9 protein-coding genes are annotated in these 14089 nt (G+C 64.5%); 4 read left to right on the top strand and 5 right to left on the bottom strand.

Features of this window, described 5'->3' with window-relative positions; all coding sequences use genetic code 11:
• Positions 1-22 precede the first annotated feature (22 nt).
• Positions 23-1363 carry a glycoside hydrolase family 3 N-terminal domain-containing protein gene (locus ABCW42_RS14470; protein WP_423181869.1) on the top strand — a complete coding sequence of 447 codons (1341 nt, stop codon included), beginning with the start codon at positions 23-25 and terminating at the stop codon, positions 1361-1363.
• A 111-nt stretch (positions 1364-1474) separates the two neighbouring features.
• On the opposite strand, the gene ABCW42_RS14465 is transcribed toward ABCW42_RS14470, so the two are convergent.
• From ABCW42_RS14465 to ABCW42_RS14450, 4 genes are all read right to left on the bottom strand, one after another.
• Positions 1475-2212 carry an amino acid ABC transporter ATP-binding protein gene (locus ABCW42_RS14465; RefSeq protein ID WP_423181868.1) on the bottom strand — a complete coding sequence of 246 codons (738 nt, stop codon included), beginning with the start codon at positions 2210-2212 and terminating at the stop codon, positions 1475-1477.
• On the bottom strand, positions 2209-2982 hold the full coding sequence (locus ABCW42_RS14460) for an amino acid ABC transporter permease (protein WP_423181867.1): 774 nt from the start codon (positions 2980-2982) through the stop codon (positions 2209-2211). Before ABCW42_RS14460 ends, ABCW42_RS14465 begins: the two co-directional genes overlap by 4 nt.
• Before the next feature lie 12 nt (positions 2983-2994).
• Positions 2995-3948 (bottom strand): ABC transporter substrate-binding protein, encoded by a 954-nt coding sequence (locus ABCW42_RS14455; RefSeq protein WP_423181866.1) that lies wholly within the window; start codon positions 3946-3948, stop codon positions 2995-2997.
• Between the two features lie 339 nt (positions 3949-4287).
• Entirely contained in the window at positions 4288-4998 is a 711-nt protein-coding gene (locus ABCW42_RS14450) for a 3'-5' exonuclease (RefSeq protein ID WP_423181865.1), read from the bottom strand.
• An 87-nt stretch (positions 4999-5085) separates the two neighbouring features.
• On the opposite strand from ABCW42_RS14450, the gene ABCW42_RS14445 reads away from it, so the two are divergent.
• The 3 genes from ABCW42_RS14445 to ABCW42_RS14435 all read left to right on the top strand — a co-directional run bounded on the left by ABCW42_RS14445 (position 5086) and on the right by ABCW42_RS14435 (position 12544).
• Positions 5086-5502, top strand: a complete 417-nt coding sequence (locus ABCW42_RS14445; RefSeq protein ID WP_423181864.1) for an MGMT family protein — start codon at positions 5086-5088, stop codon at positions 5500-5502.
• Between the two features lie 89 nt (positions 5503-5591).
• Positions 5592-9011 (top strand): ATP-dependent helicase, encoded by a 3420-nt coding sequence (locus ABCW42_RS14440; RefSeq protein ID WP_423184908.1) that lies wholly within the window; start codon positions 5592-5594, stop codon positions 9009-9011.
• On the top strand, positions 9008-12544 hold the full coding sequence (locus tag ABCW42_RS14435; protein WP_423181863.1) for an ATP-dependent helicase: 3537 nt from the start codon (positions 9008-9010) through the stop codon (positions 12542-12544). Before ABCW42_RS14440 ends, ABCW42_RS14435 begins: the two co-directional genes overlap by 4 nt.
• A gap of 74 nt (positions 12545-12618) precedes the next feature.
• On the opposite strand, the gene ABCW42_RS14430 is transcribed toward ABCW42_RS14435, so the two are convergent.
• Entirely contained in the window at positions 12619-13995 is a 1377-nt protein-coding gene (locus ABCW42_RS14430) for a phosphotransferase (protein ID WP_423181862.1), read from the bottom strand.
• Between the last annotated feature and the right edge of the window lie 94 nt (positions 13996-14089).

Genomic DNA, 14089 nt, shown 5'->3' with positions numbered 1-14089 from the left:
GCGAACGCGCAAGGAGCGGGCCGTGGGCAACGAACGAATCAACAAGGCGATGGTTCCCCTGCGTAGGTCTTCGAAAAGCACGTCTTCGAAAATTGCATCGCTCCTGCTGGCGGCCTTCATGGTTGCCGCCCTTGCCGGCGTCGCGCGCTCGGATTCGGTGGACGTCGCCCCGACGCCGGCGGCCGGATCTGCTTCCCCGGCCCCGGGCGCTTCGCACGCGCCGTCGACTGGAACGCTTCCGGACGTCACGGTAGCCGAGCCGCTTCCGTTCCTTCGGACGCAGCCTCCTTTCGCCGTTCCAGCCCCACCGCATGAGCCGCCACCGCACCCGACGCCGGAGCAGGAACTCGCTGCCCTGACGCTCGAACAGCGCGTGGGCCAGTTGTTCATGGTCGCAGCGAAGGCCGACGGAAGCGATGCCGCCACCGTGGGTCGCCTGCTCGATAGCCACATTGGCAACGTGTACCTGGCCGGACGCAGCCAAGCCGGCGTCGCCGCGACGGCCGGAGTCGTGGACCGGCTCAAGGCGGCCGTGTCGCCGGGCTCTTCCCGGGGCATCCCGTTGTACGTGGCCACCGACCAGGAAGGCGGCGCCGTCCAAGTGCTGAGCGGGCCCGGTTTCCAGCAGATTCCGCCGGCCTTGGCGCAAGGCAATGCGGACCCTGCGCAGCTTCGCGCCGACGCCCGGACCTGGGGTTCCCAGTTACTGCAGGCCGGGGTCAATATGGACCTTGCGCCAGTTTTGGACACTGTTCCCAGCCCTGGGTTTGCGCCTTCCAACAAGCCGATTGGTGCCTTCCAGCGCGAATACGGATTCACGCCATCGGCCGTGTCCGGTCACGGAAATGCAATGGCAGCGGGATTGAGGGACGCCGGAGTGGTGCCCGTAGTGAAGCACTTCCCGGGAATGGGACGGGTCAGCCTGAACACGGACGTCAGCGGCAATGTCCACGACACTGAGACCACGCGGACGGACCCGTACTTGGCTCCATTTAAAACAGCGATCGACGGCGGCGTGCGCTGGGTGATGGTGTCGAACGCCTACTACGACAAGATCGACCCGGACCATGTTGCCCCGTTTTCGCCTGCCATCATGCGAACCATGCTGCGCGCCGACGCAGGCTTCAGCGGGGTCATCGTTTCGGATGACCTGTGCAATGCCGTGCAATTGTCCCCATGGAGCATGGGGGACAGGGCCACCAGTTTCATCGGTGCCGGCGGAACCATGGTGCTCTGTGCCGATCCGGCCGCGATACCGGAAATGTACGGACGGGTCCTGCAGCGGGCGTCGACTGATCCTGGTTTCAGAAAGGATGTGGACGACGCCGCCTTGACTGTCATCCGCGTGAAATCCGGGAAGTAACGGGATCCCGGAAGCAGCAGGCTCCCCGGACGCGAAAAATCCCCGGTGTTCCTGGTTCTCCCTCAAGGGGGCAACCGGGAACACCGGGGATTTCTTTTGTGCTTCGGAGTCCTAAAGCACGTCCGACAGGAAGCCTTTCAAACGTTCGGTCCGCGGTTCCGTGAAGAGTTGCTCGGGCGATCCCGACTCAACCACCACACCGCCGTCCATGAATGTCACGGTGTCCGAAACATTCCTGGAGAAGCCCATTTCGTGCGTCACCACAACCATGGTCATGCCGCCCTGTGCGAGGTCCGTCATGAGGGCAAGCACACCCTTGACCAGTTCCGGATCCAAGGCGGAAGTTGCTTCGTCGAAGAACATGACCTCGGGTTTCATGGCCAAGGCCCGGGCTATGGCCACGCGTTGCTGCTGGCCGCCGGAAAGGTTCGCCGGGCGGGCGTCGGCTTTGTGCTTGAGCCCGACGAGGTCCAATTGGGCCAAGGCCTCGCTGCGGGCCTGTTCCTTGGACATGCCGCGCAGCTTCCGCAAGGCCAGGGAAACGTTGTCCGCGACGGTTTTGTGCGGGAATAAATTGAACTGCTGGAAGACCATGCCGATGCGCCGGCGCAACTCGTCCGGGTTGTCCTTGAGCACCGAACGGCCGTCCAGCAGGATGTCGCCCTTTGCCGGCTCGATCAGCCGGTTCATAACCCTCAGCAGCGTGGACTTGCCCGAGCCGGAGGGCCCGATCACGGAAGCCGTGGTGCCCTTCTCGACGTGCAGGTCAATGCCGCGCAGCACATGGTTCGAACCGAAGGACAAATGGATGTTCTTTGCAGTCAGTGTTCCGGATGCGAACTCGCTCATGCCTGGGCTCCCTTCCCGACGACGGCGGCGGCCTCGTCCGGTTCCTTCTTTTCAGGCCGGCCCGTCCGCAAGCGGCGGTCCAACCAGTTCACGAAATGCGTGAGCGGAATCGTCATGACCAGGTAGAACACTCCCGCTGCAACGTACGGTGACAGGTTGCCGCTTGTCGCGGCAAGGTCCTTGCCGATCTGGAAGACTTCCCGTTCAGAGGCCAGAACGCCGAGCACGAACACGAGCGACGAGTCTTTGATCAGCGCGATGAACTGGTTCACGAGCGCGGGTAGGACCCGCCTGATGCCCTGGGGTACGACGACGAGGCGCATGGAAGCGCTGTAGCCGAACCCCAGGGCGCGGGTTGCTTCGAGCTGCCCCTTGTCGACGCTTTGGATTCCGGAGCGGAAGATCTCGCCGATATAGGCGCCCGACATCAGGGCCAGCGCGGCAACCGCCAACGGGTACGGACTTGTTGAGCCTGTCAGTTGGCGGATGATCGGGCCGAAGCCGAGGCCGATCACCAGGATGGTGAGCACAGCCGGGAGACCGCGGAGAACATCCGTGTAGATCCGGGCAATCCACCGCGCGACGGGATTCCGGGAGATCCCCATGAGGGCCAGCACCATGCCGATGAGCGTGCCGATAATGCCCGACGTGACAGCCAGGACAAGCGTGTTCGGCAAGCCGACCGCGAACATCTTGGGGATGACTTCGCCCATCGCGTTCCAGTCAAGGAACGTTTCGCCGAGTTGTTTGAGGATTTCCTGGAGATCCATGGAGCGCCGGGGTTACTTGGCCGGGATCTGGACGGCCTTGCTGCCCGGCTTCCAGCCCTGCGGGGTCTGCTCAGCCGTGGTCGGGCGGTCCTTGTACCACTCGGCGGTCAGCTTGCTCCACGTACCATCGGCGATCACGGCGTCAAGGCCGGAGTTAAGTGCGTCGATCAGGGCCTGGTTGTCCTTGTTCACGGCGTAGGCGGTGAAGTTCTGGGTGTTGACCACCTTCTCGGCGATCTTGGTGTTGTCGCCGTCCTTGACCTGGCCGGTGGCCTGCTGCGACGGAGCAACCCAAGCGTCAACCTGGCCGCTCTTCACATTGGCGTACACGGTGTTGTAGTCCGGGAAGCGAACGGGCTCGAGCTTGAGCGTGTTGGTGACGTAGTCGTCCTGGACCGTGCCCTGGACAACGCCGATGCGTACGCCGGAGTTGAGGTCCGCGAAGCCCTTGACCTTGGAATCGGTCTTGGTGACGACGGCCATGTAGCCGAAGTCGTAGCCGTTGGTGAACCCGACCGTCTCGCGGCGCTTGTCCGTGGTGGAGATCGAGGAGGATCCGACGTCGAATTGCTTGTTCTTGACCTGGGAGAGCAGCGCGGAGAAATCGGTGGACGCGAACTCGACCTTCAGTCCGAGCTTGGCGCCGATCGCGCGCAGGAGTTCGTTGTCATAGCCGGTGAATTTGCCCGAGGGATCGATGAAGATGTTCGGCGGAGCGTCGGACAAGGTGCCGACGCGCAGGGTTCCGTCGGTGATGAGGCCCAGCTTGGACTTGTCGATCTTGTCGAGGGGTGTGACGTCCTTGGTGGTGTACTTGTCCAGCGTCTTTTGGTCGCTGCCTTGGAGGGCGTCGGTAGGCGAGGCGCTGCTGGCGCTGCCCGAACCGCCGCCGCATGCCGCGAGGGACACAGCGAGGACCGCGGCCACGGGGACAGCAGAGAACCACTTCAGGGCTTTGATTTTCATCAAGCAAATCACTTTCATCGGGGAACATGCGTTCTTAGCGAGGCGGGCGGGGAACGCGGCCGAAGCAGCTTTGGCCGCAATATCAGAACTCGACCCGCCAAACTTAATTATGTCACCACGTTATTCGGCCTCGGTGAGACGACGATTAGCGAAAGAAAAGCTTGGAACGTCGAATATAGTTCATGGATTCGCGCTTGCCGCGCATAATCCGGAGCGTCGAAATGGCCGGGCGTGGAATAGATGACTGACGCCCAGCTTGCTTTCAGCTTCCAGCAGGCGATGTGACGTACGTCCCACCATGTGGACGGCGGGAAAGTGTCCGGCTCGTGGACGGCGCTGCTAGAAGTCGCCGCGGCTCGCGTCTTGCGGCGGCAGCACGGGCCAATCACCCTCAATAACAGCCGTGGGCTTGCTTCGGCGAAGGTAGCTCTGGAAGTCCGCGGCCTGCGCCGCCGCCCAATCAACCTGAAGGTGGTGGAGCTGGGATGCTGGCATGTGGAGCTTCGGGAATTTACCGGCCATGGCATCCAGCACACGGAGGGTGGCAAGGGCGTCCGCTGCCGAAGTGTGGGCGTTGTCCAAGGTCACGCCGTATTCCTCGCACAAGGCCGTCAAGGTCCTCTTCCCCTTGCGGAAGCGGTCCACTTGCTTGTTCATGACGTACGGGTCCAACACCGGGAACCGGGTCAACTGCGGTACACCGTAGCGGGCGGATTCCGCTGCCAGGACCGTGAAGTCGTAGCTGGCATTGAACGCGATGACCGGGACGGCGTCGTCGAAAAGTTCCTGGAGGGCTGCAGCGACTTCGCGGGTGACGTCCGCAGCCGGACGCCCTTCGGCCCGCGCCTTCGCCGTGGTGATTCCATGGATTTCGCTGGCTTCTTCGGGGATCTCCACGCCAGGATCGGCCAACCATTCGAGCTCCTTGACGACGCCTCCCTTGTCATCCACCACCGTGATGGACGCCGTAACGATCCTCGCGGAGCGCGAGTTGCGTCCGGTGGTTTCGAGATCGAAGGCGGCGCGGGGGAGGGTGTTCCAGGAGCTCATGCCACCACGCTACCGGCGGCCTACGACAAGATAAGGCCCGACACTCCCGCTGCTACGAACCTCACATGATGCCGATACGCTGGATGGATGCGGACGGAGTTTGTGACGGCGGTTTTGGCTGTCGTGGATCTCATGCCGCCGGGTGTAGCGGTGGCTTACGGTGATATTGCCGAGCTTCTTGGCTCCGGAGGGCCGCGCCAGATCGGATCCGTCATGAGTCATCACGGCAGCTCGGTCGCATGGTGGCGCGTCCTCCGCGCGAGCGGCGAAGCTCCGCCGGGCCTCGAAGCCGAGGCGTTGCGCCACTATGTGCAGGAAGGCACGCCCCTCCACGGCGATTACGCCGGATACCTGCGGACCGGGGAGGGCCGTTGGCGCGTTGACCTCGGCCTTGCGCGGTGGGCTCCGGGCGACGAGGATTTCGACGCGATCGATGCCATCTCCGAGCGACTCGAACGCCAGCTCCATAAATTGTCAGTGCCCGATGATGAAATGACTGTGTGAGTCGATCAGTAGCGCCACCAGCAACTCCACAGGAAAAGCAGCAGGAAAATCCGCAAGCAGCAGCCCAGGCACCGGCCGGTACGGCCAGGCTGCGGTTGCTTCCGCCCCGCGAGGTCCAGCACGTGGCGCCTGTGCTGTCGGTCGACCAAGCCGCCGTCGTCGGACTCGCGCACGGTTCCGGCCCGGTACTGGTACCGGGCGCTCCGGGCACGGGAAAGTCCACCGTCCTGGTGGAAACAGCCGTGCGGCGCGTACAGCGGGACGGCGTGGATCCGGAGCGGATCCTGATCCTGGCGCCGGGCAGGCACGCGGCGTCGGCGCTCCGGGATTCCTTTACGGGCCGCCTGGACCGCAGTTTGAGTACGACGCCGGCACGCACCTGGGCGTCGTACGCTTTCGATCTGATCCGGCGCGCCAAGGCCGAAGGCATACTTCCGCTCCAGCGCCCGCCGAAGTTGCTCTCGGGCCCCGAACAGGACCTCATCATCAAAGAACTCCTCGAAGGACACCAGCTGCCGGGCTTCGAGCTTCCATGGCCGAAGGATTTGTCCGCGGCACTGCCGACGCGCGGCTTCCGGCAGGAGGTCAGGCAACTTTTTGACCGCATCATCGAATCCGGGCGTACAGCCGACGATCTCAGGTCCCTGGCTTACGACTGCGGGCGGCCGGACTGGATCGCCGCGGCGGACCTGTATTCGGAATACCGCGACGTCCTGGACCTGCGGATGCCGGAGGCGTTCGACCCCGCCGGCATCATCACGGCGGCGCGGCAGATTTTCCAGGATGCGCCGGAGTTCCTCGCGGCTGAACGTGACCGCCTACAGCTGCTCCTGGTGGACGATGTCCAAGAAGCGAATCCGGCAGTCTTCGAGCTCCTCGCGGACATTGCGGAAGGCAAGGATGTCCTTGTGGCATCCTCTCCTGACACCGTGGTCCAGGGGTTCCGTGGTGCCCGTCCGGACCTCGTCGCCGAACTGCCGTCCCTCCTCGGCGGAATCGACGGCAAAGTCTTGGAGCTTCCCTTGCGCCATACGCATCGCCACCTTCCCGCGCTCGCCGATGCCTGGACCGGCGTGGCCGCGAGGATTTCCCAGCGGGCTGGTGGTCGGCTTGCCCGCCGCTTGGATCCCGTTCCTGATAACGCGGAACCTGATAGTGCGGCAAACGGTAACGCAGCAAACGGTAACGCAGCAAACGGTAACGCGGCACCCGTGGACGCTGCCGGAGCCGGGCAGCCGCAGGGCCGCGTGGAGGCACATGTCCTGCCTTCCGCGGTCCACGAATTGCGCTACGTCACACAGCGCATCCTGGAAGCGCAGTTACGGGAAAACCGCGCGTTCGGGGACATCGCGGTGATCGTGCGCAACGGCGGACAACTTTCGCAATTGCAACGCTACTTGGGCGGCCAGGGGATTCCCGTTCGGGTCCCGGTCGCAGATTCCGCCGTCCGCGACGAAGTGGCTGTCCGTCCGCTACTGGAGGCCTTTGGAGTTGTGCTCGACGCCGGAAAGCTGACGCCCGAACTGGCTGTTTCCCTCCTGACATCAAGGATAGGAGGCGCCACGGCCATCGAGCTGCGGCGCCTCCGGCAATCGCTGCGCAGGGAGGAACTGCTGGGTGGCGGAGGGCGGTCCAGTGATGCCCTGCTCGTGGAAGCCCTGGTGGAGCCCGGGGCATTGGGTTCCCTCGGTATCGAGGGCAGTTCCGCGCGGCGGCTGGCACGTGTGATTGCTGCCGGACGTGCGGCCGCCGAAGAGGCCGGCGCCAACGCGGAGACTGTGCTGTGGGCCCTGTGGCAGGCCACTGGACTTGCGTCTCGCTGGGCGGAAATGGCGCTCGACGGCGGTCCGGCCGGCGCCCGTGCTGACCGTGACCTTGACGCCATGATGGCGCTGTTCCACACGGCTGAGCGGTATGTCACCCAGCTTCCTGGTTCCGGTCCGGAACAGTTCCTGGAGTACCTGCTCAGTCAAGAACTGCCTATGGACACACTCGCGGCGCGGGCCCAGTTGGAGGACGCCGTCGAGCTCATGACGCCGGCCAGCGCTGCCGGGAGGGAATGGCCCGTAGTGATCGTTGCTGGCTTGCAAGAAGGAGTCTGGCCAAACACGAGGCTCCGCGGTGAACTCCTTGGTAGCACCTTGTTCGCTGACGCTGTGGAACATGGAGCGGCGCATGCCCTGCAACGCGGCGCTCTCAGCAGGCTGCGCGATATCCGCTATGACGAGCTCCGCAGCTTTTCCGCGGCTGTTTCGCGTGCCAAGGAGCTTCTCATCTGCACAGCGGTTTCGTCCGAAGATGAACAGCAATCGGCGTTCCTTGACTATGTGGCACCCCTCGAACCCGGCCAGTTCCGCCGCGACTACACACCGGTGGACCGGCCCATGACGTTGCGTGCCCTGGTTGCCGAACTGCGCCAGCGGGTCCAGCCCGATGACGCCGGACTTGCGCAACCGGCCGTCGCAGCGGAGGCCACCGAAGCTGCTCGGGTCCTCGCGCACCTCGCGACCGTCCAGCCTGCGGTCCCCGGAGCGCATCCCGATTCCTGGTGGGGGCTGGCACCCCTGAGCAGTGCCGAACCGGTCGTGCCGGAAGGAGGCACGGTATATGTTTCTCCGTCCAAAGTTGAGACAGTGCATAGGTCTCCCGTGGATTGGTTCGTCCAGGCGGCAGGGGGAGAGGCGGCCACCGACTTCGCCCGGAGCCTGGGAACGCTGGTGCACACCATTGCGCAAGAGCTGCCCGACGCTTCAGGAACCGAGTACATCGCCGAACTCGTGCGTCGATGGCCAACCCTTGGAATGAAGGACAACTGGGAAGGCAGGCTCGACTTCCAACGTGCGGAACAGATGGTCCGCAAGCTGGCCCAGTACGTCATTTCCATGCGGCAAGAAGGCCGCAGCCTCGCCGGCGTAGAAGTGGATTTCGACGTTCCATTGGCACCGGTTTCCGTTGTTTCTACTGTTGCGCCTGCGGCCCCACTTCCGCCGGCAGCCCCACGTCCGCCGGCAGCCCCGGACGAAAGCCTCCACCAGGAGGGCACCCGCGAGTTCCGGAATGCTGTCCTGCGTGGCCAAGTGGACCGCTTGGAAATCGATGCGGAAGGCCGCCTGGTGATTGTGGACCTCAAGACCGGCAAGCGCCAGCCGAGCAAGGCCGAACTCGAGAGGCATCCGCAACTCGGCGCATACCAGGCCGCCGTCCTGCACGGAGCGTTCGACCCTCCGGAAGGGCTGGACAAACCGGCCAAGCTCCAGGGGTCCGTTCCCGGAGGTGCCGTGCTGGCACAGCTCGGGACCAAGTCGAAGGCCCCTGCCATTCAGGCCCAGGAACCCTTGGAGCCGGGGCAAAACTGGGCACAGGACCTTGTAGCAGAAGCAGCCGTCCTCATGGCGGGCGCCAGCTTCGAGGCCCGCCATGATCCTTCGAAAAGCGGCCATGGCGGCCACGGTTGCCGCCTGCCCGATATTTGCCCGTTGTGCGCCAGGGGAAAGCAGGTTACCGAATGACCATCCAGACGCTTGCAGGATTCGCCCTCGGAGATGGCGTAGGCAATCCCGGGGAGCTTCCCGCGCCACGGTTTTCCCCAGGCGAATTGGCGGACATCCTGGGTGAACGCAACCGTCCCACGGATGAGCAAGCGGCCATCATTTCGTCGCCGCTCACCCCTCGGCTGGTAATCGCGGGTGCCGGCTCGGGAAAGACCGCGACCATGGCCGACCGGGTGGTGTGGCTCGTGGCCAACGGATGGGTCCGCCCCGAAGAGGTCCTGGGCGTCACGTTCACGCGCAAAGCGGCAGGGGAGTTGGCCAGCCGCATCCGAGCCAAACTGGCTACCCTTCAACGAATCGCCGCTTCTGACGATGGACGGCACGGCTTTCCGGAAGGCGTTGCCGGCTCTGACGAACTCGAACCGAAGGTCTCCACTTACCACTCGTACGCGAGCGGCATCGTTTCGGATTACGGCCTGCGCCTGGGTATTGAACGCGACGTTGTGCTGTTGGGGGGCGCGCAGGCGTGGCAACTCGCCAGTGAAGTCGTCGAAGCCTACGACGGCGACTACGAACACTTCACCGCAGCCAAGTCGACCCTGGTCAACGCCGTCATCCAGATGGCAGGCGAATGCGCAGAGCACCTCCGGGAACCCGCTGAGGTTGAGGCCTGGCTGATGGATCGTGTTTCTGAATACGAGGACTTGCCCTATCAAGCCGGTGCTAAGAAGAACCCGACCCAAGCCGCGGGGGAACTTGGCGCCATGCTGCGAACCCGGGCCAGTGTCGCGGACATGGTGGGGCGGTACCAAGAGGCAAAAAGGAACCGCGGAGTCCTTGACTTCGGCGACCTCGTGGCCCTCGCAGCGAAAATTGCGCGGGACATACCCTTGGCGGCCGCTACCGAGAAGGAGCGCTACAAAGTGGTGCTCCTCGACGAATTCCAGGACACGTCACATGCCCAGTTGGTCCTCTTTTCGAGATTGTTCGGAGGAGGGCATGCCGTCACCGCGGTCGGCGACCCGAACCAATCAATCTATGGTTTCAGGGGCGCTTCGGCGGGCCAGCTCTTCCACTTCGTCCAGGAGTTTCCCGTCCGCGTGGACAACGACGCCGGAACACCAGACTGGGCAACTGCACCGACGTCGTACCTGACAACCGCCTGGCGGAACGGCCGCAACATCCTGGCGGCGGCGAACGTCATTTCGGTGCCGCTCAACCAGGTGGCTATGAACGGTAAGGCCGCGGGGGACAAAGCCGACGGCGACTCCGTGACAGTACCAGCGTTGCAGCCGAGCCCGGCCGCGGTCCACGGCGATGTTGTCATCGGCCGTTTCGCCACGGACGAGGATGAAGCCGGGGAGATCGCCAATGCTGTCCGTCGCTATCGCCGCACGGTTTTTGAAACAACAGCCGACGGTGCACCGGTTTCGCCGACGGTGGCCGTCCTTTGCCGTCGTCGCGCACAAATGGAATGCCTGCGGCGGGAATTCGAAGTCCAAGGAATCCCCTACGAAATTGTGGGTCTCGGCGGACTGCTCGACACCCCCGAGGTTGTGGACCTCGTGGCGGCGCTCCGGGTCCTCGCTGATCCCGGCAGGTCGGACGCCCTCATGCGCCTCCTCGCCGGCGCGCGCTGGCGAATCGGGCCAGCGGACCTCATGGCGTTCCGTGACTGGTCCCGTTTCCTCGCGAGGCGGCGCTCCCAAGGCCTTTCCACGGAAGAGGATGACGCCGCGGCAGAAACCGTTGTGGAGAGCGACATCACTGATGCCGCAAGCCTTGTGGAGGCACTGGATTTCCTGCCGCGGCCTGGGTGGACCTCGGCCGACGGCCGTTCCCTGAGCCCGGCAGCCCTCGACCGCCTGCACCGGCTGTCCGCCGAACTCCGGAACCTCCGGGGCTTCATGGGCGATGACCTCAGCACGCTGCTTGGCGAAGTGGAACGCGCCATGCTCTTGGACATCGAGGTCGCAGCGAAGCCAGGCACGAGCATCCACCAAGCGCGCCGGAACCTTGATGCCTTCCATGACGCCGCGGCAGGCTTCCTTCAGACTTCGCAGCGGGTGGACCTTTTGGCCTTCCTTGGTTGGCTCGAAGCTGCCGCCTCCGAAGAAGGCGGTTTGGACATGGCGGATGCGGAGGTGAACCACGAGGCCGTGCAATTGCTGACGGTCCACGCGTCCAAGGGCCTCGAATGGGATGTCGTCTTTGTCCCCGGGCTCAACGCGGGCGCGTTTCCCAGCAATCGGGACTCGCGGTGGAGCAGCGGCGCCGCGGCTTTGCCCTGGCCGCTCCGCGGAGACCGCGCGGACTTGCCCCAGTGGGATCTCGACCAGCACGACCAGAAAGGTTGGCTGGACGCGGAAAAGGAATTCAAGGCCGAGGTCCAGTACCACGGCGAAGCCGAAGAGCGGCGACTCGCGTATGTCGCATACACCCGCGCAAAATTCGTGCTGTGGGCCTCCAGCGCCGCCTGGAATGGATCGCGGGCAGGGATCGCGGAAACCTCGCCGTTCCTCGCCGAGCTCGCACGGCTTACGGGTGAGCCCGGCAACGGATCTGACGGCGGCACGGTTGCTGTTGTACACTCCCAGTCCCTGGAGGAAGACGCCCTGCCCACGGAGAGTCCCTTGACTGTCGGCATGGAAGTCGCGCTGTTCCCCTACGATCCCCTTGAAGGTCCCATTGATCCGCGGACAGGAGAACGGCTCCGCCTCGTTCCCGGTCGTCGCGTCGCCATGGATGCCGCAGCCGCCCGGGTCAGGTCCGCCATTGAGCAGTTGCTCCCGGATTCGCCGCTGGTCCTCAATGCTTCGGCGGAGGGAGGGAACGCCGTCGACGCCGGTCCGTCGAGTCGTGAGCCCCTCCGCGGCGCCGCGGCAGGCTGGGCGGAGGAAGCAGCCCTCTTGCTGGAACGGCAACTGCGCAGGAAACCGGTCCAGGATGTTCACCTGCCCGGACACATATCCGCCTCCATGTTCGTCGACCTCGGGGACGACCCCTCCGCCGTGCTGGCACAGCTCCGGCGCCCCGTGCCACGGCAACCCGGCGTCTCGGCCCGCAAAGGCACGGCTTTCCACTCATGGGTGGAGGAGTACTTCGGGACCACCGGCATGCTGGACCTCGACGAAATGCCCGGCTCCGACGCCCACATTGACGAAGCCTATGGCCTGGACGAGATGGTTGCGACGTTCAGGTCGTCAGAATGGGCACATCGCGCTCCCGCCTTTGTGGAGGTTCCCGTTGAAACGCGGATCGGCGACGTCGTGGTGCGTGGACGGATCGACGCCGTCTTTCGCGGGGCCGACGGTACGTGGGAGCTCGTGGATTGGAAGACGGGACGTCGCCCGGCAGGCCGGCAGCTGAAGACGCGTTCCGTGCAACTTGCCGTCTACCGCCTCGCATGGGCGAGGCTCAAGGGTGTTCCGCTGGACGAGGTGAGTGCGGCGTTCTACTACGTTGCGGACGACGCCGTCGTCCGGCCGCACGACCTCGGGAGTGCCGAAGAGTTGGAGGAGATCATCGCCTCCGCACTAGGTACTGCATAGGAAGTCCTGACCACCTGATAGGGGAGGGCGCCCTGTTCGTAAAGCCCGGGCGTCCTCCCAGGCTGAGCGCACCCCTATGCGTCTTTTGCTTCCTGCAAATAGTCGGAGTCCACGACTTTGAGGGCCGTGGTCGAGGTGTCGTCCGGTTCGCCTGGTGCGGCAGGCTGTGCGTCAACGTCATCAGAGGCAGGCCCGGATGATGCGGACGATTGGTCCTTTTCCAAGCTCTCCACCGTGACCGGAGGGATCGCCGGCTTCTCTTCAGTGCGATCGGCCGAATCGCCTGGTTCTTCGGCCTCCGGTATGGGTGTCACGGTTACTGCAGGTTTCGTCGGATCGCTTTGAACGGCAAGGGAAGCGGCCGGACCGGGCGGAGCCGAAGAAGCAGAGGCCGGCACGGTACGGGTCGGGCTTGGAGCCGTCGACGCCGGGGCGTTCGGCGCTACTGGAGGAACGGGAGGAACCTGCGCAGCTGGTGTCACCGGCGGGGGCACGGAAGCGGCCGCCATGGCCGCGGCCTCTTCAGCAGCCAGTGCATTCTGTTGTTCGATATCGTCCGCGAGTGCTTTGAGCATGCTTTCGGCTTCCGCGGTCATTTCCTGGTGGCCCGCGGCGAGGGCCTTGACGAGGTATTGCGCCAAGGCGAATTCTGCGAGCAGGGCGGAACGGCGCAGCAAGTGGCTGTCCGGGGCATCACGTCGGGCCGAGGTGTAGTGCCGCAGTACCGACTCCACGAAGGTCTGCTCATTGGAGGCCACGAGCCACGCGAAGTCATCGGCAGGGTCGCCAATGCGCAACTCGGTCCAGCCTGTCAGCGCTGTGACGGCATCGCCGTCGATGAGGAGGTTGTCTTCATGGAGATCGCCGTGGACCACGCATGGGTTGAAACGCCACAAGGCCACGTCCTCAAGCGCATGCTCCCACCGGCGCAGCAAGGCGGACGGGATTTTTCCGGTGGTTGCGGCCTGATCCAGTTCGTTGAGCTTGCGCTGCCGGAATTCGTTGGCGGTGTAGCTGGGGAGATCCGCGTTGTTGACGATCGACTGGGGGAGGTCGTGCACGGCGGCCAGGGCGGCGCCGATCTCCTTGGCCAGGGCATCGTTGCCGGCGGACAGCTCTTCGATGCTGCGCGTCGCTCCCGCCAAGTGGGCGTAGACGAAAGTGCTGAGGGCTCCTTGGCGCACCGTTCCGGCCACAGTCGGCATCAGGAAGGGCAACTCGGCCCGGATTGCCGGCGCAAATGCCCTGAGGATCATGAACTCGGTTTCCAAGCGCGCACTGGCTTCCGGGTGGCGGGGCGACCGGACGCGCCATCGTTTGCCTTCCGAGTCCAGAAGGAGCGCCGAATCGAAATCGGCAGCATCATCCGGCGCGGACGCGGCGGCCGTCGGCGTCAGGCCGGGGACCGCCGCAGTTGCAATAGCGGCCAGTTCGAACGGTGTTCTTCTCACGTGTCCACGGTAGATTGACTGGCGGCTATGGGGGCGATGCAGCGCGGCGAGTCTTGAGATCCGCGAGAAAACAGGTATCAAAGCAGGTGTCCGC

This window comes from Arthrobacter sp. NyZ413, assembly GCF_049390645.1.
GTDB lineage: Bacteria > Actinomycetota > Actinomycetes > Actinomycetales > Micrococcaceae > Arthrobacter.
Note: the sequence above shows the minus strand (reverse complement) of the source record. Positions and strands in the feature narration are given on the sequence as shown.

Bases quoted from the DNA above. Each gene is read 5' to 3' on its own strand.
- ABCW42_RS14445 (WP_423181864.1), top strand. From the start codon at position 5,086: ATGCGGACGGAGTTTGTGACGGCGGTTTTGGCTGTCGTGGATCTCATG.
- ABCW42_RS14435 (WP_423181863.1), top strand. From the start codon at position 9,008: ATGACCATCCAGACGCTTGCAGGATTCGCCCTCGGAGATGGCGTAGGC.
- ABCW42_RS14455 (WP_423181866.1), bottom strand. From the start codon at position 3,948: ATGAAAATCAAAGCCCTGAAGTGGTTCTCTGCTGTCCCCGTGGCCGCG.
- ABCW42_RS14450 (WP_423181865.1), bottom strand. From the start codon at position 4,998: ATGAGCTCCTGGAACACCCTCCCCCGCGCCGCCTTCGATCTCGAAACC.
- ABCW42_RS14460 (WP_423181867.1), bottom strand. From the start codon at position 2,982: ATGGATCTCCAGGAAATCCTCAAACAACTCGGCGAAACGTTCCTTGAC.
- ABCW42_RS14465 (WP_423181868.1), bottom strand. From the start codon at position 2,212: ATGAGCGAGTTCGCATCCGGAACACTGACTGCAAAGAACATCCATTTG.